A 19902-nucleotide genomic window follows, 5' to 3' on the forward strand; every position below is an offset into this window, starting at 1 on the left:
GATTCGGGATTGGGGATTGGTAACAGCGGGCATCCTGGGATCGGAGAGACCCGCTTTTGCGAATCCCCAATCCCGAATCCCCAATCCCGGCTACTCGAACAACCGCTTGTCCTTGGCGTACTCGCGGGCCTGGTTGCGGGTGATCAGGCTGCGCTTGACCAGGTCCTGCAGGTGCTGGTCCAGGGTCTGCATGCCGTTCTGCTGGCCGGTCTGGATCGACGAGTACATCTGCGCGACCTTGTCCTCGCGGATCAGGTTGCGGATGGCGGGGGTGCCGACCATGATCTCCCAGGCTGCGGTGCGGCCGCCGCCGACCTTCTTCAGCAGCGCCTGCGAGATCACCGCGCGCAGCGATTCGGACAGCATCGAACGCACCATCGGCTTCTCGCCGGCGGGGAACACGTCGATGATGCGGTCGATGGTCTTGGCCGCCGAACTGGTGTGCAGGGTGCCGAACACCAGGTGACCGGTCTCGGCCGCGGTCAGCGCCAGGCGGATGGTTTCCAGGTCGCGCAACTCGCCGACCAGGATGATGTCCGGGTCTTCGCGCAGCGCCGAGCGCAGCGCCTCGTTGAAGCCGTGGGTGTCGCGGTGCACCTCGCGCTGGTTGATCAGGCACTTCTGCGAGGTGTGCACGAATTCGATCGGATCCTCCACGGTGAGGATGTGGCCGTATTCGTTCTTGTTGATGTAGTCGATCATGCCGGCGAGCGTGGTCGACTTGCCCGAACCGGTCGGCCCGGTGACCAGGATCAGGCCCTGCGGCTGGTCGATCAACTGGCGGAAGATCGGCGGGCAACCCAGGTCTTCCAGGGTCAGCACTTCCGAGGGAATGGTGCGGAACACCGCGCCGGCGCCGCGGTTCTGGTTGAACGCGTTGACGCGGAAGCGCGCCAGGCTGGGAATCTCGAACGAGAAGTCGACCTCGAGGAATTCCTCGTAGTCGCGGCGCTGCTTGTCCGACATGATGTCGTAGACCAGCGCGTGCACCTGCTTGTGGTCCAGCGCCGGGATGTTGATGCGGCGAACGTCGCCATCGACCCGGATCATCGGCGGCAGGCCCGCGGACAGGTGCAGGTCGGACGCTTTGTTCTTGACCGAGAACGCCAATAGTTCAGCGATATCCATACGCTGCTTTTCCCCTTGGGCTGCGACTGGAAGGATGATTCCCCGGCCGGCAGTATAGCGCCCTTCCCTTTGCCGGAACGCCGCCGTGCCCCTCTCTCCGCTGCACCAGATCCGCCTGGACATGAACCGCGCCGCCGACGCCGCTGGGCGGCCGCACGCGCAGTTGCTGGCGGTGTCCAAGACCCAGCCGGCCGAGGCCGTGGCGGCGCTGGCCGCACAGGGCCAGAGCGCCTTCGGCGAGAACTACGTGCAGGAAGCGGCGACCAAGATCGCCGCGTTGGCCGATGCCGGTCTGGAATGGCATCTGATCGGCCACCTGCAGTCGAACAAGGCCGAACAGGCGGCGACGCTGTTCGACTGGGTGCAGACCGTGGACCGGCCCAAACTGGTTGCCGCCCTGGCCAAGGGCCGCGCAGCCGCATCCGCGCCGCTGAACGTGCTGATCCAGGTCAACATCGACGACGAGGCCAGCAAGCATGGCTGCCAGCCCGAGGCCGTGGACGCGCTGGCCGCAGCCATCGCCGCGCAGCCGAGGTTGGCGCTGCGCGGGTTGATGGCCATTCCCGCACCGTGGCCGGAGGCCGAACGCCGCATCGATGCGTTCGCGCGCATGCACGCCCTGTTCGAGCGGCTGCGTGCCGCCCATCCGCAGGTCGACACCTTGTCGATGGGCATGAGCGGCGACTTCGCCGACGCCATCGCCGCCGGCGCCACCATGGTGCGGGTCGGCACCGCCTTGTTCGGTGCGCGCGGTCCGCGTGCTGCGGGCTGAACCGGCTGCTGCCGCGCCGCATCAGCGCATCACTTGTGACACTGTGATGATTTGTCTACAGCCGCTTCAAAAACGATTCACCAACATCGGAATTCTGTCGTAGCCCATCTCGTTGAAAAAAATAGTGTTTCGGGATGAATGAAAGGTTCGCTCCGACAGTGCTTGCTGAACCGTGCGACACGGTTGCGAACCGTTAATTCAGTCACGTTTCAGATGCGCGCGCTTCGGCTTCCATGGCGGCGACCGCGGGTCATCCGCAGTCCATCGCCGAATGCGCTCGGCTCCAACGAGGTCACAGATGCAAGCATCCACCCGATTGCTGTTCGCCTCCTGCTTCATGGGTCTGCTGCACGTCCCCGCGGCACTGGCCGCGCCGACGGCGACGCCGGCCTGGACCAATGAAGAAGCGATGATGTCGCCCGCCGAAGTCCAGGCGCGCACCGCCTGGCGCGAAACCATGGCGCATCAACCGACACCGGCGGAAGGCTGCTTCCATGCCAACTTCCCCGATACGCAGTGGCAAACGGACGTCTGCAAGACCCTGACCCGCCGTGTGCATCCGATCCCGCACAAGATCCTGTTCGGCGCCACCGAAACCACCGGCAACGGCTACGACTACGCACTGCGCTCCAGCAGCCTGATCAGCAAGGCCGTGGGCAGCTTCCCGCAGGTCACCGGCGTGACCTCGGAACAGGGCGTCGGCGTGGCCTCCTTCGGCGGCGGCGGCATCCTCGGCCCGAACGAGTACTCGCTGCAGATCAACTCCAACTACAACGCCACCACCAGCGTCTGCGGCGGCCGCTCCGGCTGCACCGTGTGGCAGCAGTTCGTCTACGCCACCGACTACGAGACCCAGGGCCAGGCCGCGGTGTTCATGCAGTACTGGTTGATCGGCTACGGCAGCAGTTGCCCGAGCGGCTGGATGAGCGGCGGCGGCTCGGACTGCTACCGCAACAGCAATGCGGTCAGCGCGCCGGACGTGCCGGCCACGCAACTGGCCAACGTCAAGCTGACCGGTTCGGCCACCGCCAATGGCAACGACACCATCACCTTCACCAACAACGGCACCGCTTACAGCGTCAGCGCCAAGGACAGCGTGGTCAAGCTGGCCACGGTGTGGAAGGACGCCGAGTTCAACGTGGTGGGCAACGCCGGCGGTTCCAGCGCCAACTTCAACTCCGGCTCGTCGATCACGGTGAAGGTGGCCGCCACCAACGGCTCCACCGCCGCCCCGACCTGTGCGGCCAATGCCGGCAGCACCGGCGAGACCAACAACCTCAACCTGGGCAGCTGCTCGACGGCCGGCGGCAGCACGCCGTCGATCACCTTCACCGAGTCCAACTGAGGCCCCGCGCCAGACCGCACGCAGCGGCTGGCGCGTTCTCTCCTGCACGATCCGGTTGCGCCGCACCGCAGCACTGCGGCGCGGCGCAGCCGCTACCATGGCGCTCCCTCTTCGCGACGGTGTTGCGCCATGGCTTCCGCTTTTCCAGATTCCCACGCCGCCGACATCGCCTTCATCGGCGGCGGCAACATGGCGCGCAGCCTGATCGCCGGCCTGGTCCGGCAGGGTGCCGACCCGCGCCGCATCCGTGTGGCCGAGCCGGTGGCGGCGCTGCGCGAGGCCCTGGTCGCCGACTACGCCGTCCACGCCGTCGCCAGCGCGGCCGAGGCCGCCGACGGCGCCGCGCTGTGGATGTTCGCGGTCAAGCCGCAGGTGCTGCGCGGGGTCTGCACCGAACTGGCCGCGCTGGCGCAGGCGCAGCGGCCGCTGCTGGTGTCCATCGCCGCCGGCATCACCACCGCGCAACTGGACCGCTGGCTCGGCGGCGGCTACGCCCTGGTGCGGGCGATGCCCAACACCCCTGCATTGCTCGGTGCCGGCGTCACCGGCCTGTTCGCCAGCGCCAGTGTCGACGCCGCGCAGCGCGCCCACGCCGAGCGCGTGCTGGCCGCCGCCGGGGTCACCGTGTGGGTCGAGGACGAGGCGCTGATCGATGCGGTCACCGCCGTGTCCGGTAGCGGGCCTGCGTATGTCTTCCTGCTCGCCGAGGCGATGGAAGCGGCTGGCATCGCGCAGGGCCTGCCCGCCGACACCGCGCGCACCCTGACCCTGCAGACCGTGCTCGGCGCGGCGCGCATGCTCACCGAGTCCGGCGAGGCGCCGAGCGAACTGCGCCGCCGGGTGACCTCGCCCAACGGCACCACCCAGGCCGCGATCGAGACCTTCCAGCACGGCGGCTTCGAGGCGCTGACCGCGGCCGCGATCGCCGCGGCGGCGGAACGCGGCCGTGCCCTGTCCGCCGCCAACGACGACTGAGCGCAGCGAACACCAGGCGGCGCGGTCGGCGCCCGGAATCCTCATCCACCACGCGTACACTGCAGTTCCTCCGCGCCGTCCGCCCCCACCTGGCGACTGCGCGCGACGATGTGTTAGCCACTCCAACCCGGAGAACGCCGATGCGTGTCCTGCCCGCTGCGCTGCTGTGCCTGGCCCTGGCCGCCTGCTCGGACCAGGACGCTCCACGTCCGGCGACACTGCTCGCCGCCACGCCGGCGCAGGCCGATTTCGGCGCGCTGCGCGTGCACTACAACGCCTTGCCCACGCTGGCGATGAGCGAGGACGTGGCGCATCGCTACGGCATCGCCCGCGAGGCCGACACTGCGCTGGTGATGATCGCGCTGCGCACCCTGCACGGCGGTGAGGAAACGCCGGCGGTCGGCACGGTCGACGTGGTGGCGACCGACCTCAGCGGACAACGCCAGCCGGTGGCGCTGCGCGCGGTCCGCACCGATGCCTACACCGACTACGTCGGTACGGTGCGCAGCAGCGCCCACGACCAGTTGCGCTTCGTGGTACAGGTCCGCAGCGCCGACGGCGCCGGCACGGTGCGCTTTACCCGTAATTTCTAGCGCGCGTAGCGTCCCGCGCGCGCCTTCAGCTGTAGGAGCGGCTTCAGCCGCGACCGGGCGTTACCGGGAAAGCCCGGTCGCGGCTAAAAGCCGCTCCTACGGACAACCCGACATACGGATACCGATCAAGGTGATCACAGGTGCGCGTTGTGGGAGGGACTTCAGTCCCGACTGCATGCCGCGTCAGGCAACTGCCCTCTTCGCTCTTCGCGCTGACGGGGCGCGGTGAAGCGCCACGTCTCCACCATGCTCGACAAGCTCGGTAACCGCGACGTCCACCGGCATCGCGTCGGGACTGAAGTCCCTCCCACATCGTCTCGATCCACATTGCGGCACCGTCGTGCGCAGGGGCGCGGCAACCGCAGCGACATCGCGCGATTACCGTACGCAGGACGCGCCGCTCACTCCTCCGCCCAGCGTTGCGGCCCATCGCCGTGCGCGGCCAGGGTATCGGCCGGGTTGCTCAGCCGGCAACGGCGCAGCGACAGGCAGCCGCAGCCGATGCAGTCGGTGAGCTGGTGGCGCAGGCGGGTCAGTTGCAGGATGCGCGCGTCCAGTTCCTCGCGCCAGGCCGCCGACATCCGCGCCCACTCCGCGCGGGTCGGTGTGCGCGCGTCGGGCAACTGCGCGAAGGCTGCCTTGACGCTGTCCAGCGGCACGCCGACGCGTTGCGCCACGCGGATCACCGCCAGCCGGCGCAGCACGTCGCGGGTGTAGCGGCGCTGGTTGCCGGCGGTGCGCATGCTGCGGATCAGGCCCTTGCTCTCGTAGAAATGCAGCGCCGACACGGCCACGCCGCTGCGCGCGGCCACCTGCCCCACGCTCAGTTCCTCCTGCATCGCTTGACCTCGAGTCCGGTTGAGGTTGCATGCTGCACGGCCTGCAGGCGCCCACGCAAGTCGTCGCCGGCAGATGTCCATCCGTTCTCCCAGGTACTCCGATGCAAGACCACGCCGCTGCCGCCGATGTCCCGTCCACTCCTGTCGCTGCCGGTTCCGTGCTGGCGCCGGCCTATCGCGCCACCACCATCGGCATGGTCGCGCTGGTATCGCTGATCGCCTTCGAAGCGCTGGCGGTGGCCGCGGCGATGCCGACCGTGGCCGGCGAACTGCAGGGCCTGCGGCTGTACGCGCTGGCCTTCGGCGGCACCCTGGCCACCAGCGTGATCGGCATGACCGTGGCCGGACGCTGGAGCGATCTGCATGGGCCGGCGGCGCCGCTATGGACCGGCCTGGCCTGCTTCGTCTGCGGCCTGCTGCTGGCCGGCTTCGCCCCGTCGATGACGCTGCTGGTGGCCGGTCGGCTGGTGCAGGGCCTGGGTGCCGGTGCGATCTCGGTGGTGCTGTACGTGCTGGTCGCGCGGTTGTATCCGCAGGCGATCCGCCCGCGCATGTTCGCCGCCTTCTCCGCCGGCTGGGTGGTGCCGTCGCTGATCGGCCCCAGCATCAGCGGGCTGATCGTCGAACACGTCGGCTGGCGCTGGGTGTTCCTGGCGGTGCCGCTGCTGGCGCTGCCGGCGGCGGCGATGCTGTGGCCGGCGTTGCGGCGCCTGCCGCCCGCCGCGAGCGCGGACGGCGCCAGCGGCGCGTCGCGGCTATGGTCGCTGGGCGCGGCGGCCGGCGTCTGCCTGCTGTACCTGGGCGGCCAGCAGCGCGGGCTGTGGGCGGCGCTGTTGCTGCCGGCGGCGCTGGTGCTGTTGGTGCTGTGCACCTGGCGATTGCTGCCTGCCGGCACCCTGCACGCCGCGCGCGGCCTGCCCAGCGTGATCGCGCTGCGCGGCGTCGCCGGCTCGGCGTTCTTCGGCTGCGAGGCGTTTCTGCCGCTGCTGCTGTCGCGCGAACGCGGGCTGTCGCCGGTGTGGGCCGGCGTGGCGCTGAGCGCCGGCGCGCTGGGCTGGTTCGCCGGCTCCTGGTACCAGGGCCACTACGGCCGCGACGCCACCCGCCTGCGGCGGCTGCGGCTGGGCTGCACGCTGATGGCGCTGGGCATCGCGACCACGACGCTGGCGCTGCTGCCGTCGGTGCCGGCGGCACTGGCGATCGGCGGCTGGACCGCCACCGGCCTCGGCATGGGCCTGATCTACCCGACCCTGGCGGTGCTGACCCTGACCCTGTCGCCGCCGGCGCGGCAGGGCCGCAACAGTTCGGCGCTGCAGTTGAGCGAAGCGATCGCGGTGGCGACCACGCTGGCGGTCGGCGGCTCGCTGTTCGCCGCGCTGCTGGCCTACTCCGCCGCCGCGGCCTACCTGTCCACCTTCGCGGTCGCCGCGCTCATGGCCCTGCTCGGCCTGGGCATCGCCGGCCGGACCCAGCCGGCGCCCGGCTAGGCCGTGTCGTCCATTCCCGCGCACGTCGCGCCGTGCTGGCGCACACGTGCGGCAGAGACGAGCGAGGCAACGATCCTCTGCCCGCATCCGAACGATGACGCGGCCATGGACGCGGGATTGCGGCGCTTCTGGTGGGGCCTGGCCGGTCTGCACCTGCCAGACGACGCGGCCTGCTCGAGGATCGAGAAAAGCGCTACGTCGCGCCCACGCCCCTGGCCCAGGCCTGGATGATGTCGGCGATGGCGCGCACGCCGTCGGTGAGCGCGGCCGGCCCCGGCTGCAGGATCAGCGGCGACTTGATCTCGAACAATTGTCCGTCGCGCACCGCCGGCATCGCCGCCCAACCCGGTCGCGCGGCGACGCGCTCGGGCCGGAAGCGCTTGCCGCACCAGGAGCCGAGGATGATATCCGGCGCGCGCCGCACCACCTCGTCGCCATTGGCGAGGATCCGTGCCTTGGCCAACGGCTGCACCGACAGCTCCGGGAACACGTCGTCGCCGCCGGCGATACCCACCAGTTCGGCGACCCAGCGGATGCCGGTGATGATCGGCTCGTCCCATTCCTCCAGATATACCCGCGGCCGCCGCGGCAGCGTGGCGGCCTGCGCGGCGATGGCATCGAGGCCGCGCTGCAGATCGTCGGCGTAGTCCATGGCGCGCTGGCCGGCGCCGACCAGCGCGCCGAGCCGGCGGATGTAGTCGAGGATGCCGTCGACGCTGCGGTGGTTGGCGATCCACACCTCCACGCCATGCCGCACCAGTTCGGCGGCGATGTCGGCCTGGATGTCGGAGAAGCCGATCGCTAGGTCCGGCTGCAGCTTGAGGATCTCGCCGATCTTGGCGCTGGTGAAGGCGCTGACCTTGGGCTTGTCGCGGCGCGCCTGCGGCGGGCGCACGGTGAAGCCGCTGATGCCGACGATGCGCTGCTGTTCGCCGAGCGCGTACAGCGTCTCGGTCGGCTCCTCGGTCAGGCAGACGATGCGCTGCGGGCCCATACTCAGCGCGCCTCGTGCGGGCACGCGTGCACCGCGGCGGCGGCGCGGCAGGCCGGGCCGGCGCCGCTCACGGGAACAGCATCCGCTTGCTCCAGTGGCCGGCGGCATCGGCTTCATAGCGCCAGCGTTCGTGCAGTCGGTACTTGGCGCCGTACCAGAACTCGAAATTGCGCGGCACCACGCGGAACCCGCCCCAGCCATCCGGACGCGGCACCTCGCGGCCCTCGAAGGTGGCCTCGGCCTTGGCCACGCGCTCCTCGAACTCCTCGCGCGATTCCAACGTGCGCGACTGCGCCGAGGCCCAGGCGCCGATCTGGCTCATGCGCGGGCGCGAGGCGAAATAGGCGTCGGCTTCGGCGGCTGCGACCAGTTGTACCTCGCCGTCGATGCGCACCTGCACCCCGTCCTCGCGCATGCGCCGCCACAGGAACAGCAGCGAGGCCTGCGGATTGGCCTGCAGCTCGCGGCCCTTCTGGCTGTCCAGGTGGGTGTAGAACACGAAGCCGCGCGCGTCGTAGGCCTTGAGCAGCACCACGCGCGACGAGGGGCGTGCCTCCAGCGTGGCCGAGGACACGACCATGGCGTTGTATTCGGCCTCGTCGCTGGTGCGCGCCTCGGCGAACAGGTCGGCGAACGTGGACAGGGCTTCGGCGTAGAGATCGGGCATGGCGACAGGCACTCGGCGGACGATGCGCCATTGTCGCGCCATGCACCGCGCGACGCACGCCTCGCCGCACGACGGCACGCGCACGGGGCCTGCGCAGCGCGCGAGGCGGCGCCGGTCTCTGCTAGCATCGGCGGATGAATCCCGCCCCCAACCTGGTGCTGGTCGGCCCGATGGGTGCCGGCAAGAGCGTCATCGGCCGCCGCCTGGCCGAGCGCTTCGGCCTGGTCTTCGTCGACAGTGACCAGACCATCGTCGAGCGCACCGGCGCCAGCATCGCCTCGCTGTTCGAGCACGCCGGCGAAGCCGGTTTCCGCGAGCACGAGCGCGCGGTGCTGGAAAGCATCCTGAGCACGCCCGGCCACCTGATCTCCACCGGCGGCGGCGCCGTGCTCAATGCCGACAGCCGCCGCGAAATGCGCGAACACGGCTTCGTGGTGTACCTGCGGGTCGGCGTGGCCGCGCAACTGCAGCGCCTGCACCGCGACCGCAGCCGCCCGCTGTTGCAACGTGGCGACCGCGAGCAGGTGCTGCGCGACCTGCACGCGGTGCGCGAACCGCTGTACCGCGAGGTCGCCGACCTGATCCTGGACACCGACCACTTCACCCCGGCCGAAGCCACCGCACAGCTGGTCGTGCGCCTGGCCGCGTCGTGGAAACTTCCGGAACCCACTGCATGACGGCAGCATCGCGCACGGTCCAGGTCGCTGGCGACCCGGCCTACACCATCCACATCGGCCCCGACCTGCTCGACGACGGCGCCGCCCTCGCCGCGCACGTGCGCGGCCGCCACGTGCTGCTGCTCAGCGACAGCCAGGTGGCGCCGCTGTATGCCGCGCAGGTCCGCAGCGCGCTGCTGGCGGCACGCCCGGAGCTGCAGATCGGCGAGTTCGTGATCCCCGCCGGCGAAGCCTCCAAGACCCTGGACCACTTCGCCGCGGCGATCGCCGCGCTGGCCGCCCTCGGCGCCACCCGCGACGCCTGCGTGCTGGCGCTGGGCGGCGGCGTGGTCGGCGACCTGGCCGGTTTCGCTGCCGCCTGCTGGATGCGCGGCGTGGATTGCGTGCAACTGCCCACCACGCTGCTAGCGATGGTCGACTCCTCGGTCGGCGGCAAGACCGCGGTGGACATCCCGCAGGGCAAGAACCTGGTCGGCGCCTTCCATCCGCCGCGCGCGGTGCTGGCCGACACCGCGACCCTGCGCAGCCTGCCGCCGCGCGAACTGCGCGCCGGGTTGGCCGAGGTGATCAAGTACGGCGCCATCCGCGACCCGCTGTTCTTCGAATGGCTGCATGCCGAACGCCGCGCACTGCTGGCCGGCGAGCCGGCCGCGCTGGCGCAGGCGATCGCGCGCAGCTGCGAACACAAGGCCGAGATCGTCGCCCGCGATCCGCTGGAGAAGGGCGAACGCGCCCTGCTCAACCTCGGCCACACCTTCGGCCACGCCATCGAGACCGAACAGGGCTACGGCGCCCCGGACAACGCCAACCTCAACCACGGCGAAGCGGTGGCGGTGGGCATGGTGCTGGCCGCCGAGCTGTCGGCCCGACTGGGCATGGCCAGCGCGCAGGACACGGCGCAGCTGCGCGCGCTGCTGCAGGACTTCGGCCTGCCGACCGCGCTGCCGGCCGGGCTGGCGGTGGAGGCGCTGCTGGCGCGCATGCGCCTGGACAAGAAGAACCTGGCCGGCCGCCTGCGGTTGGTGTTGTGGCGCGGCATCGGCCACGCCGAGATCGTCCCCGACGTGGACGAGGCCGAGGTGCTGGCGGTGCTGGCCGCCGGCTGAGCCGGCGCATCGCTTACGCCACAGCCGCCCACGCGCGCCGGTCGTGCCGGCGCGCCTGCACATGTCCCACCCGCACTCAGCGTGCCTGCCGCCACGCGCGCGGGGTCTGCCCGACCTGCGCCTTGAACACGCGCGACACCGCGGCCTCGCTGCCGTAGCCCACTTCGTCGGCAAGCTGCTTCAGCGGCCGCCCTTCGCGCAGGCCGCGTTGCACCAGGGCGATGCGCCAGTCCTGCAGGTACTGGCCCGGCGTGCAGCCGAGGGTCTCGCGAAAACTGCGCGCGAACGCACTGCGCGACATGCCGGCACGGGCCGCCAGGCTCTCCAGCGTCCAGGGCTGCGCCGGGGCGTCGTGGATGCCGGTCAGCGCCAGCCGTAGCCGCGCATCGGCCATGCCGGCGAGCATGCCGCCGTCGGCGAGCCCCTGCTCCATCAACTCGCGGATCACGTGCACCAGCACCACCTCGAACAGCCGGTTCAACACCGCCTGGCGCCCGCAATGCTGCGCGAACGCTTCCTCGAACAGGATCCGCAGCAGCGCCTCGCCCTGGCGCAGCGTGTCCAGCGGCAGGCAGATGCAGGCCGGCAAGGCGCGCACCAGCGGATTGGCTGCGCCACCACTGAAGCGCAGGTGCGCGCAAGCGAAATCCGCACCGCGTTGCGCATCGATCTCGAAGCGATGCGGCATGGCCTGCGGGTACAGCAGCAGACTGGGTCGATCGATCCGCAGCACCTGTCCGTCGCCGTTGTGGACGACCACGCTGCCCTCGCGCAGCAGGTGCAGTTGCCCGCGGTCGCCATCGTCGAGCCGGTGCAGGCCGCACAGGGTGCCGGCGTGGAAGACCTCGGCGCTGACCGAAAAGTGGGTCAACAAGGCGGCCAGGCGGTCGGTCACTCAGGACTCCAGGTAAAGTTTCATGGACGATTCGCCACTTATCGTACCGTCCTGGCGCGCAAAGTCACTCCTGTCGCCGGCATCTCGCCCGGCATGCCCCAGGAACCGCCATGAAGACCCTGCTCCCCTTGCTCGCCACCTCGCTGCTGGCCGGCGCGATCGGCACCGCCACCGCCGCAACGCCCGCCGATCAGCCCGCGCCGTTGCGCCCGGTCGCGAAGTTCCTCGATGCGCTCAACAGCAGCGGCGGCAAGCCGATCGAACAACTCACGCCGACGCAGGCGCGGCAGGTGCTGCGCGATGCCCAGGCCAACACGCCATTGCCGCCGGCCGAGGTCAGCCGCACCACCATCCAGGCCGACGGCAAGCCGCTGAACCTGGTGATCGTGCGGCCGCCGCACACCACCGGCCAGGTATTGCCGGCCTTCATGTTCTTCCACGGCGGCGGCTGGGTGCTGGGCGACTTCCCGACCCACGAACGCCTGATCCGCGATCTGGTCAACGCCTCTGGCGCGGTGGCCGTCTACGTGGACTACACGCCGTCGCCGGAAGCGCAGTACCCGGTCGCCATCCACCAGGCCTATGCCGCCACTCGCTGGGTCGCCGAGCACGGCGCGCAGATCGGCGTGGACGGCAAGCGCCTGGCGCTGGCCGGCAACAGCGTCGGCGGCAACATGGTCGCGGCCGTGGCGCTGCAGGCCAAGGCGGCCGGAACGCCGGCGCTGCGCTACGACCTGATGCTGTGGCCGGTGACCGACGCCCGCTTCGACGACGGGTCGTACCAGCAGTTCCAGAGCGGCTACTTCCTCACCCGCAACATGATGACGTGGTTCTGGGACAACTACACCACCGACCCCAAGGCCCGCGCCGAGATCACCGCCTCGCCGCTGCGCGCCACCCCGGCGCAGCTCGCCGGCCTGCCGCCGACGTTGATCCAGACCGCCGAACTGGACGTGCTGCGCGACGAGGGCGAAGCCTTCGGCCGCAAGCTGGACCAGGCCGGGGTGACGGTCACGGTGACCCGCTACAACGGCGTGATCCACGATTTCGGCCTGCTCAATGCCCTGCGCGACGTGCCCGCGGTGCGGACCGCGATCCAGCAGGCCGGCGACGGGCTGCGCGAACACCTGAAGTAAGCGCACCATCGGCGGCACGCCATGCAGCGCTCCCGGCTGCAGCGTGCCGCCCACCCGCGCCCAGCGCATTCAGGGCTGGGCGCGCTCCAGCGACGCATCGCCGCCCAGCGTGCGATACAGCGTCACCCGATTGGTCGCCGCGGTCAGTTCCACCGCGACCAGGCTGCGCTGCGCCGCGTAGTAGCTGCGCTGCGCATCCAGGTTGGACAGCGCACTCTCTACGCCGACGCGGTAGCGCTGCGCGCTGGCATCGTAGGTATTGGCGGCATCGGCGAGCAGATCCTGCTGCGCGCGCAACTGCGCATCGATGGTGCCGCGCCGGGCCAGCGCATCGGCCACTTCGCCGAAGGCGATCTGCACGGTCTTTTCGTAGCCGGCCACGGCGGCGTCGCGCTGCGCCTCGGTGTAGCGCACGTTGGCGCGCGCCGCACCGCCATCGAACAAGGTGTAGGCAGCGCCCGCGCCCACCGAGCCGTTGAACGCGTCGTGGGTGAACAGGTCCGACAGCGCGGTGCTGGTCAAGCCCAGCAGGCCACTCAGGCTGATGCGCGGAAACAACGCGGCGCGGGCCGCGCCGATCTCGGCATTAACCGCGCGCAGTTCATACTCGGCCTGCACCACGTCGGGCCGGCGCAGCAGGATGGTCGTGTCCAGGCCGGCCGGCGGATCGCCGATGCGCGCCGCGGCATCGGCGATCGAAGCCGGCAACAGCGTCGGATCCACCGGAGCGCCCACCAGCACCTGCAGCGCATTGACGTCCTGCGCCATCGCCGTGGTCTGCGCGGCCAGGTCGGACTGCGCGGCATGCAGCACCTGGTTGGCCTGGTCCAGCGCCGAGTGCGGCACGATGCCGCCGTCCACCCGCTGCGCGGTCAGCGCCACACTGGCGCCGGCGCTGCGCACGGTGTCCTGCGCGATCGTCAGCAGGCTGCGGTCGCTGGCATAGGTCAGCCAGGCCGTGGCGATGTCGCCGACCAGGGTCAGGCGCGTGGCGCGCGCCGCCGCCTCCTGTTCCAGGTAGCGCTGCTGCGCGGCCGCGGACAGCGCGTGGATACGGCCGAACAGGTCGAGTTCGAAGGCGGTGACGCCCAGGCCCAGGTCATAGTTGCTCGCGTAGCCCGCCGCTGGCGCGGCCGCTGCGTTGCCGCCCTGCGTGGCGTCGTTGGTCGGCGCCGCGCCCTTGCCGCGATAGGACCGCGCATAGTTGGCGCTGGCGCCGACCTCGGGCAACAGGGCGGCGCGCTGGATCCGGTACTGCGCCCGCGCCTGGGCGATGTCGGCGAGCGCGATCCGCAGATCGCGGTTGTTGTCCAGCGCCTGGGCGATCAGCGCCTGCAGGCGCGGGTCGCCGAACACCTGCCGGTAGCTCAGCGACGGCAGCGTGGCCTCGTGCTGCGCCAGGTAGGCATCGCCCACTGGCCACGACGGCGGGATCGGGGCGGCGGGCCGCACATAGGCCGGCGTCAGGCTGCACGCCGACAGCAGGCACGCGACACCGAGTGCGAGCGCGCGCATCAGGCCGGCTCTGGCAGCGTCGGCGCGGATGGCGGCGCCGCCCCATCGCGGCGTGCGCGACGGCGCGCCAGCCACTCGGCCATCGCGATATGGAACGCCGGCGTCAGGTACAGGGTCAGTGCCTGCGAGAACAACAGGCCGCCGACCACGGCAATGCCGAGCGGGCGGCGCGCTTCGGCGCCGGCGCCCACGCCCAACGCGATCGGCAGCGAGCCCAGCACCGCCGCCAGGGTGGTCATCATGATCGGGCGGAAACGCACCGTCGCCGCCTCCAGCATCGCCGCGCGCGGCTGCTTCCAACGCGCATCGCCCGAGCGCTCCAGGTCCAGCGCGTAGTCCACCATCATGATGCCGTTCTTCTTGACCAGCCCGACCAGCAGGATCAGGCCGACGAAGCTGAAGAGATTGAGCTCCTGGCGGAACAGCACCAGCATGAGGATGGCGCCGAACCCGGCCAGCGGCAGCGAGGTCAGGATGGTGATCGGATGCAGCGCGTTCTCGTACAGGATCGCCAGCACGCCGTAGATCAGCAGCACGGTGATCAGCAGCAGCATCGGCAGGGTCTTCATCGAATTCTCGAAGGCCTGTGCCGAGCCGGCGAACTGGCCGCTGATCGCGCGCGCATCGCCCTTGCCCAGGGTCTGCGCCATCAGGTTGCCGATGCCCGCGGCGGCATCGCCCAGCGACACGCCTGGCGCCAGGTTCATCGACAGCGTCACCGCCGGCAGGCCGGCGTAGTGGTTGATCGCCACCGGTCCCACGCCCATGCGCACGTCGGCCACCGCGCGCAGCGGCACCATCGGGCCGCCGGCCGCGGTCAGCACCGCGCTGGTGCCGGAACTGCTGTTGGAGGTCTGCGTGCCGATCGCGGTGATGCCCGGGTTCTGGTTGCCGTTGAACGACAGCGCATCCAGGCCGTTGAGGTCGGCCTGCGCCGATGGCTCGACCTGCAGCAGTACCTCGTACTGATCCGTGTCGCCGTAGATGGTGCTGATCTTGCGGCCGCCGTACGCGCTCGCCAGGGTGTCCTGCAGGCCGGCGGCGGTGACGCCCAGCGCGGCGGCCTGCTCGCGGTGCAGGACGACTTCGATCTCCGGGTTCTTGAGCTGCAGGTCGCTCTGCGGATCCTGCACGTCGCGCAGTTGCCTGATGCGTTGCAGGATGGTGTCGGACTGGGCGTACAGCGCCTTCTGGTCGGTGGACTGCAGCACGTACTGCAGCGATCCGTTCGATGCCGTCGGCCCCATGTCGATCGCCGGCGGATTGCGCATGTTGAGGGTGATGCCCTGGATCGCCGCGACCTGCTTGCGCACGTCCTGGATCACTTCCTCGGCGCTGCCGCTGCGCTCGGACAGCGGCTTGAGCCCGATCAGCAGGCGCCCGCTGTTGCTGAGCGAATTGTCCGAGCCGATCACCGACTCGACGTTGGCCACGTTGGGATTGCGCTGGATGATCTTCACCACCGCCGCCTGCTTGGCGACGAAATCGGCGAAGGCGGTGCCCTCGGGCACGCGGGTGTCGCCGTCGATCTTTCCCGAATCCACCTGCGGGATGAAGCCCTTCTCGACCACCGCGTAGACGCCGGCGGTGCCGACCAGGGTGGCCAGGCCGATGACGCACATCAGGCCGATACGCTCGGTCGCCCAGGCCAGCGAGCGCGCGTAGCCGCGTTCGCTGGCGTCGACCAGCCGGTCGAAGCGCTGGAACACCCAGCCCGTGCTTTTCCTGGGGTCGAGCCAGCGGCTGGCGAGCATAGGCGTAAGGGTCAGCGAGACGATCCCGGAGAGGATCACCGCGATCGCGATGACCATGCCGAACTCGGAGAACAGCCGCCCGACCAGCCCGCCCATGAACACGATCGGCAGGAACACCGCCGCCAGCGACACCGTCATCGACAGCACGGTGAAGCCGATTTCGCGCGAGGCGGCGATGGCCGCGTCCATGCGGCTGGCGCCCTGCTCGGCGTGGCGGACGATGTTCTCGATGACCACGATGGCATCGTCGACCACGAAGCCCACCGACAGGGTCAGTGCCAGCATCGAGATGTTGTCCAGGCTGAAGTGCAGCAGGCGCATCACCGCGAAGGTGCCGATCAGAGAGGTCGGCAGCACCAGCGCCACGATCAGGGTCGCCATCCAGCTGCGCAGGAACAGCAGGATCACCACGATCACCAGCACCAGCGAACCGACCAGGGTCCACTCCACGTCCTCCACCGACGCGCCGATGTAGTCGCCGCGGTTGTAGAGCACATCGAGCTGGGCATCGCCGGGCAGCTGCGCGCGGATCCCCGGCAACGCCGCCTGGATGCCCTGGGTCACCGACAGCGTGTTGGCGCCGGGCTGGCGATGGATGTTGATCTCGATCGCGCGCTGGCCGTTGAGCGAGGCGGCGGTCTGCAGGTTCTCGACGCTGTCTTCGGCATGGCCGACGTCGCGCAGGCGCACCGGCGCACCGTCGGCATAGGTCAGCACCATCGCATCGAAATCGGCCGCGCGCTTGAGCTGGCCGTCGGCGCGCACCGTGTAGGACCGCGCGCGCCCCATCAGCGTGCCGGCCGGCGCGTTGCTGTTGCCCGCCTGCACCGCCGAGACCACCTGGTCGAACCCCAGGTGGCGGGCGGCGAGCAGGTGCGGGTTGACGAACAGGCGCACCGCGTACTTCTGCGCGCCGTTGACGTCGATCTGGCCCGCGCCCGGCACCGAGGCCAGGCGCAGCGCCACGCGATCCTTGGCGAACTGGTTGAGCAGCGGCAGCGCGATGGTCTTGGAGCGCAGGATCAGGTGCATGATCGGCGCGGCGCTGGGATCCTCCTTCTGGATCTGCGCCGGGTTGATCTCGCGCGGCAGCAGGCCGGCCGCCTGCGAGACCGCGTTCTGCACGTCCTGCGCGGCGGCATCGACATTGCGGCTCAACGCGAACTGCAACACGATGCGGGTGCTGCCGACGCTGCTGGTCGAGCTCATCGTGTCCAGCCCCGGCAGGCCGCTGAACTGGCGCTCCAGCGGCGTCGCCACCGCCGCGGCCATGGTCTCGGGATTGGCACCGGGCAGCGACATGTTGACGGTGATGGTCGGGAAGCTGACGTCGGGCAGCTCGCTCACCGGCAGCGCGAAGTAGGCCATGCCGCCGGCCAGCACCAGCCCGATCATCAGCACCGAGGTCATCACCGCGCGGCGGATGAACAGCGCCGACAGGTTCACGCATGCCGTCCGGTCGCCGCCGCGTTCGGCGTGGCGTGCGGGTTGCCGGATTGCACCGCGGTGCCGTCGCGCAGTTCGTTGGGCACGGTGAGGATGACGCGATCGCCCGCGCGCAGGCCCTTGGCGATCACCGCCTGTCCATCGATCATCCGCGCCACGCTGAGCGGTCGCGCCACGGCGCGACCAGCGACCACGCAGTACACGTACGGCCCCTGCTGTCCCTGCTGCAAGGCGCTCTCGGGCACCGACAGGGCCTGCGGATCCTCCGCCAGGATCACCCGCACGGTGACGAACTGCCCCGGCCACAGCGTGGCGCCGGCGTTGGCGAAGCGCGCGCGCAGTTCCAGGGTGCCGCTGCTGGTGTCGAAGGCATTGTCGAGGAACGCCAGCTCGCCGCGAGCCAGCAGCGTGCCTTTCACCGCATCCAGCGCCAGCACCGGCAAGCCCAGGCCCTGGCGCCCCATCGGCGCCGCGCGCACCGCGTCGACCTGCACATGCGCCAGGGCGAAGCGCACCTCGATCGGGGTGCTGACGTTGAGCGTCACCAGCGCGGTGCTGGAGCCGCTGGACACCAGGTTGCCCGGCTTGACCGCGATGGCGCCGGCACGGCCGTCGATGGGCGCGCGGACCTGGGTGTAGGCCAGCGACAGTCGGGTCTGCTCGACCTGCGCCTGGTCGGCGGCGACGGTGCCGCGCAGCGAGCGCAGCGTGTCGGCCGCGGTGGTGTAGGTCTTGGGATCCACCGCGCCGGTCCTGGACAGCTTGGCGTAGCGCGCCTCGGTATCGGCCGCGTCGGCCGCCAGCGCCTGGTCGCGGGCCAGGGTGGCGCGCGCCTGCGTCAACGCCGCCCGCAGCGGCCGCGGATCGATGGTGAACAGCAGTTGCCCGGCGTGGACCTGCTCGCCGTCATGGATCAGCACCGACTGCAGCACTCCGTCGGCCTGCGCGCGCACCTCCACGGTCTGCGGCGACAGCAGCGTGCCGGAGGTCTCGATGATGTCCGGCACCCGGTGCGGTACGACCGTCATGGTCTGCACCCGCAAGGGCTCGGGTGCCGGCGCGGGGTGTTGGCGGTGTGCTTGCCAATACCAGCCGCCGAGGATCAGCAGGCACAGCGCGGCCAGTCCGGCGAAGATCGCGACACGCCCCATGCCGTGCGCGGCGCGCGGCATGGCGCGCTCGCCGGCACGCCAGGGTGGCGCGCACAGCAGTGAGAAATCGTCGAAGGTGGCAGCAGGCCGCGCGGGATCCCGTCCCGTGCCGACCTCGGGGTGCTGCCCAGGGAACCGCCCATCGCTCTGGCTTCGCATGCCGGCCGCGTCCGCACTCGTGGTGAATGGCCATGCCGTGACACCAGGATCTCTGTGCGCACGCAGCGGCATAGCCTGTCCCAATGACGCCACATCGACAGTGATGGCTCCGTGATAGAACGCACATCAGCACGCGCAATGTGCGTCGCCCTCGGCACGCGATCTACAGCGGCACGCCCCGCCACCGCATGCGCACGATCGCGGAGCCCGCCGGCCAGGAACCACGCCTTGGCGCTCACGGACTGCCGTCGCGCTCCACCACCAGCACCCGCGCCGGCCCCTGCGGGTGCGCCACGTGCTCAGCGCCCTCCGGCGCATGGAACACGTCGCCGGCCTGCAGCAGCGCGGCCTGCTCGACGCCATGCGCGCGCCAGCGCATCTGCACCTGCCCATCCAGCACCACGAACACCTCCTGGCCGTCGTTGACGTGCCAGACATAGGGCTGGTCGGTCCAGTGGATGCGCACGCCGATGCCGTCGAGCAACGCCACCGGCAGCGCCTCCCAGGCGCGGCTGCCGGTGAAGTCACGCGCACGCAGCACCCGCGGCGCGGCGCTCATGCCAGGCCGCGCGCGCGGCGGTTGGACTGCAGGACGTTGTCGCGCGGCAGCGGCAGCCCCGCCTCCACCGCCGCGATCCACTGCGCGGTGTCGGCGACCGCGGCGAAGTTGCTTTGGAACACCACGCCGAACACCCGGTGGATCTCCTCGGCACTGGCCTGGCCGGCGGCGTTGGCGTAGGGCAGCGCGCCGCTGGCATCGCCCAGCACTTCCACCGCCAGCCCGCGGTGGAAGGCCTCGTACACGGTGGAGGCGTTGCAGTTGTGGGTCATGTAGCCGACCACGGTCAGGGTGTCGATCGCCTGCGCCTGCAGCCAGGCGGCCAGGTCGGTGTCGGCGAACACGCTGGGCCGGGTCTTGCGCAGCAGCCGGGTGTGCGGCCGCGCGGCGACCTGCGGGTGCAAGGCCCAGCCGGCGCTGCCGTCGGCGAACACCGGTGACTGCGCCGGCGCGGTGTGCTGCACCACCAGCACCGGCACGCCGTGCGCCTGTGCCGCATCCATCGCCTGCAGGATGTGGGGCAGCGACTGCGCCACCGGCGGATGGGCGATGGGCAGCGCGCCGTCGAAGTACTCGTTCTGGACATCGATGACCAGCAAAGCGCGGCGGGGGGAAGACATGCGGTGGCTCCAGGGTTGAGAGGCCGCCAGTGTCGGCGGCCGGGTGCGCGGCGACGAGTGGCCCGAAACACCGTTTTCGCTAAA

General features: G+C 70.5%; 18 protein-coding genes and 1 other RNA gene. 9 read left to right on the forward strand and 10 right to left on the reverse strand.

Annotation, left to right across the window (positions count from 1 at the left end; translation table 11 throughout):
* Positions 1 to 90: 90 nt before the first annotated feature.
* Positions 91 to 1128, reverse strand: a complete 1038-nt coding sequence (locus GGR66_RS00685) for a type IV pilus twitching motility protein PilT (protein WP_160971019.1) — start codon at positions 1126 to 1128, stop codon at positions 91 to 93.
* A gap of 85 nt (positions 1129 to 1213) precedes the next feature.
* Between GGR66_RS00685 and GGR66_RS00690 the strand changes: the two genes are divergently transcribed.
* From GGR66_RS00690 to GGR66_RS00710, 5 genes are all read left to right on the forward strand, one after another.
* A complete protein-coding gene (locus GGR66_RS00690; protein WP_326520896.1) occupies positions 1214 to 1900 on the forward strand; it encodes a YggS family pyridoxal phosphate-dependent enzyme in 687 nt (228 codons plus the stop codon).
* 316 nt (positions 1901 to 2216) lie between these two features.
* Entirely contained in the window at positions 2217 to 3245 is a 1029-nt protein-coding gene (locus GGR66_RS00695) for a hypothetical protein (protein WP_160971027.1), read from the forward strand.
* Positions 3246 to 3374: 129 nt separating this feature from the next.
* Complete coding sequence (gene proC, locus GGR66_RS00700; protein WP_184446863.1) at positions 3375 to 4220, forward strand: pyrroline-5-carboxylate reductase; 846 nt, start codon at positions 3375 to 3377, stop codon at positions 4218 to 4220.
* A 43-nt stretch (positions 4221 to 4263) separates the two neighbouring features.
* Positions 4264 to 4339, forward strand: a non-coding RNA gene (locus tag GGR66_RS00705) — sX9 sRNA.
* 21 nt (positions 4340 to 4360) lie between these two features.
* Positions 4361 to 4813: a DUF4426 domain-containing protein gene (locus tag GGR66_RS00710; protein ID WP_184446864.1), complete on the forward strand. Its 453-nt coding sequence runs from the start codon at positions 4361 to 4363 to the stop codon at positions 4811 to 4813.
* 401 nt (positions 4814 to 5214) lie between these two features.
* Here GGR66_RS00710 and soxR read toward each other — a convergent pair whose 3' ends face one another.
* Positions 5215 to 5652 carry a redox-sensitive transcriptional activator SoxR gene (gene soxR / locus GGR66_RS00715; RefSeq protein ID WP_160965470.1) on the reverse strand — a complete coding sequence of 146 codons (438 nt, stop codon included), beginning with the start codon at positions 5650 to 5652 and terminating at the stop codon, positions 5215 to 5217.
* A gap of 101 nt (positions 5653 to 5753) precedes the next feature.
* Here soxR and GGR66_RS00720 point away from each other — a divergent pair, with 101 nt between their 5' ends.
* Positions 5754 to 7139: an MFS transporter gene (locus GGR66_RS00720; protein WP_184446865.1), complete on the forward strand. Its 1386-nt coding sequence runs from the start codon at positions 5754 to 5756 to the stop codon at positions 7137 to 7139.
* Positions 7140 to 7332: 193 nt separating this feature from the next.
* Here the strand turns inward: GGR66_RS00720 and GGR66_RS00725 are convergent, their stop codons facing one another.
* Together GGR66_RS00725 and pdxH are read right to left on the reverse strand one after the other, a co-directional pair.
* Positions 7333 to 8133, reverse strand: coding sequence for a cobalamin-binding protein (locus tag GGR66_RS00725; protein ID WP_184446866.1), 801 nt, complete (start codon positions 8131 to 8133; stop codon positions 7333 to 7335).
* A gap of 67 nt (positions 8134 to 8200) precedes the next feature.
* Positions 8201 to 8800, reverse strand: coding sequence for a pyridoxamine 5'-phosphate oxidase (gene pdxH, locus GGR66_RS00730; protein ID WP_160965474.1), 600 nt, complete (start codon positions 8798 to 8800; stop codon positions 8201 to 8203).
* 134 nt (positions 8801 to 8934) lie between these two features.
* Here pdxH and GGR66_RS00735 point away from each other — a divergent pair, with 134 nt between their 5' ends.
* Both GGR66_RS00735 and aroB read left to right on the forward strand, forming a co-directional pair.
* Positions 8935 to 9477, forward strand: a complete 543-nt coding sequence (locus GGR66_RS00735) for a shikimate kinase (RefSeq protein ID WP_017910873.1) — start codon at positions 8935 to 8937, stop codon at positions 9475 to 9477.
* Positions 9474 to 10583 (forward strand): 3-dehydroquinate synthase, encoded by a 1110-nt coding sequence (aroB, locus tag GGR66_RS00740; protein WP_184446867.1) that lies wholly within the window; start codon positions 9474 to 9476, stop codon positions 10581 to 10583. Before GGR66_RS00735 ends, aroB begins: the two co-directional genes overlap by 4 nt.
* 76 nt (positions 10584 to 10659) lie before the next feature.
* Here the strand turns inward: aroB and GGR66_RS00745 are convergent, their stop codons facing one another.
* Positions 10660 to 11478, reverse strand: coding sequence for an AraC family transcriptional regulator (locus GGR66_RS00745; RefSeq protein WP_184446868.1), 819 nt, complete (start codon positions 11476 to 11478; stop codon positions 10660 to 10662).
* A gap of 110 nt (positions 11479 to 11588) precedes the next feature.
* Between GGR66_RS00745 and GGR66_RS00750 the strand changes: the two genes are divergently transcribed.
* Entirely contained in the window at positions 11589 to 12614 is a 1026-nt protein-coding gene (locus tag GGR66_RS00750) for an alpha/beta hydrolase (RefSeq protein WP_184446869.1), read from the forward strand.
* A 69-nt stretch (positions 12615 to 12683) separates the two neighbouring features.
* On the opposite strand, the gene GGR66_RS00755 is transcribed toward GGR66_RS00750, so the two are convergent.
* From GGR66_RS00755 to GGR66_RS00775, 5 genes are all read right to left on the reverse strand, one after another.
* On the reverse strand, positions 12684 to 14129 hold the full coding sequence (locus tag GGR66_RS00755; protein WP_184446870.1) for an efflux transporter outer membrane subunit: 1446 nt from the start codon (positions 14127 to 14129) through the stop codon (positions 12684 to 12686).
* Complete coding sequence (locus tag GGR66_RS00760) at positions 14129 to 17329, reverse strand: efflux RND transporter permease subunit (protein ID WP_184446871.1); 3201 nt, start codon at positions 17327 to 17329, stop codon at positions 14129 to 14131. The genes GGR66_RS00755 and GGR66_RS00760 overlap by 1 nt, the downstream gene beginning before the upstream one ends.
* Entirely contained in the window at positions 17326 to 18501 is a 1176-nt protein-coding gene (locus GGR66_RS00765) for an efflux RND transporter periplasmic adaptor subunit (protein ID WP_255421539.1), read from the reverse strand. Before GGR66_RS00765 ends, GGR66_RS00760 begins: the two co-directional genes overlap by 4 nt.
* A gap of 373 nt (positions 18502 to 18874) precedes the next feature.
* Entirely contained in the window at positions 18875 to 19198 is a 324-nt protein-coding gene (locus GGR66_RS00770; protein ID WP_184446872.1) for a cupin domain-containing protein, read from the reverse strand.
* Positions 19195 to 19818, reverse strand: coding sequence for a cysteine hydrolase family protein (locus GGR66_RS00775; protein WP_184446873.1), 624 nt, complete (start codon positions 19816 to 19818; stop codon positions 19195 to 19197). The genes GGR66_RS00770 and GGR66_RS00775 overlap by 4 nt, the downstream gene beginning before the upstream one ends.
* Positions 19819 to 19902: the final 84 nt, after the last annotated feature.

Source organism: Xanthomonas sp. 3498 (genome assembly GCF_014199795.1).
GTDB lineage: Bacteria > Pseudomonadota > Gammaproteobacteria > Xanthomonadales > Xanthomonadaceae > Xanthomonas_A > Xanthomonas_A rydalmerensis.

Coding starts and splice junctions, on each gene's coding strand:
- GGR66_RS00685 (WP_160971019.1), bottom strand. CDS start 1,128: ATGGATATCGCTGAACTATTGGCGTTCTCGGTCAAGAACAAAGCGTCC.
- proC (WP_184446863.1), top strand. CDS start 3,375: ATGGCTTCCGCTTTTCCAGATTCCCACGCCGCCGACATCGCCTTCATC.
- GGR66_RS00710 (WP_184446864.1), top strand. CDS start 4,361: ATGCGTGTCCTGCCCGCTGCGCTGCTGTGCCTGGCCCTGGCCGCCTGC.
- soxR (WP_160965470.1), bottom strand. CDS start 5,652: ATGCAGGAGGAACTGAGCGTGGGGCAGGTGGCCGCGCGCAGCGGCGTG.
- GGR66_RS00720 (WP_184446865.1), top strand. CDS start 5,754: ATGCAAGACCACGCCGCTGCCGCCGATGTCCCGTCCACTCCTGTCGCT.
- GGR66_RS00725 (WP_184446866.1), bottom strand. CDS start 8,133: ATGGGCCCGCAGCGCATCGTCTGCCTGACCGAGGAGCCGACCGAGACG.
- pdxH (WP_160965474.1), bottom strand. CDS start 8,800: ATGCCCGATCTCTACGCCGAAGCCCTGTCCACGTTCGCCGACCTGTTC.
- GGR66_RS00735 (WP_017910873.1), top strand. CDS start 8,935: ATGAATCCCGCCCCCAACCTGGTGCTGGTCGGCCCGATGGGTGCCGGC.
- aroB (WP_184446867.1), top strand. CDS start 9,474: ATGACGGCAGCATCGCGCACGGTCCAGGTCGCTGGCGACCCGGCCTAC.
- GGR66_RS00750 (WP_184446869.1), top strand. CDS start 11,589: ATGAAGACCCTGCTCCCCTTGCTCGCCACCTCGCTGCTGGCCGGCGCG.
- GGR66_RS00755 (WP_184446870.1), bottom strand. CDS start 14,129: ATGCGCGCGCTCGCACTCGGTGTCGCGTGCCTGCTGTCGGCGTGCAGC.
- GGR66_RS00765 (WP_255421539.1), bottom strand. CDS start 18,501: ATGCCGCGCGCCGCGCACGGCATGGGGCGTGTCGCGATCTTCGCCGGA.
- GGR66_RS00770 (WP_184446872.1), bottom strand. CDS start 19,198: ATGAGCGCCGCGCCGCGGGTGCTGCGTGCGCGTGACTTCACCGGCAGC.
- GGR66_RS00775 (WP_184446873.1), bottom strand. CDS start 19,818: ATGTCTTCCCCCCGCCGCGCTTTGCTGGTCATCGATGTCCAGAACGAG.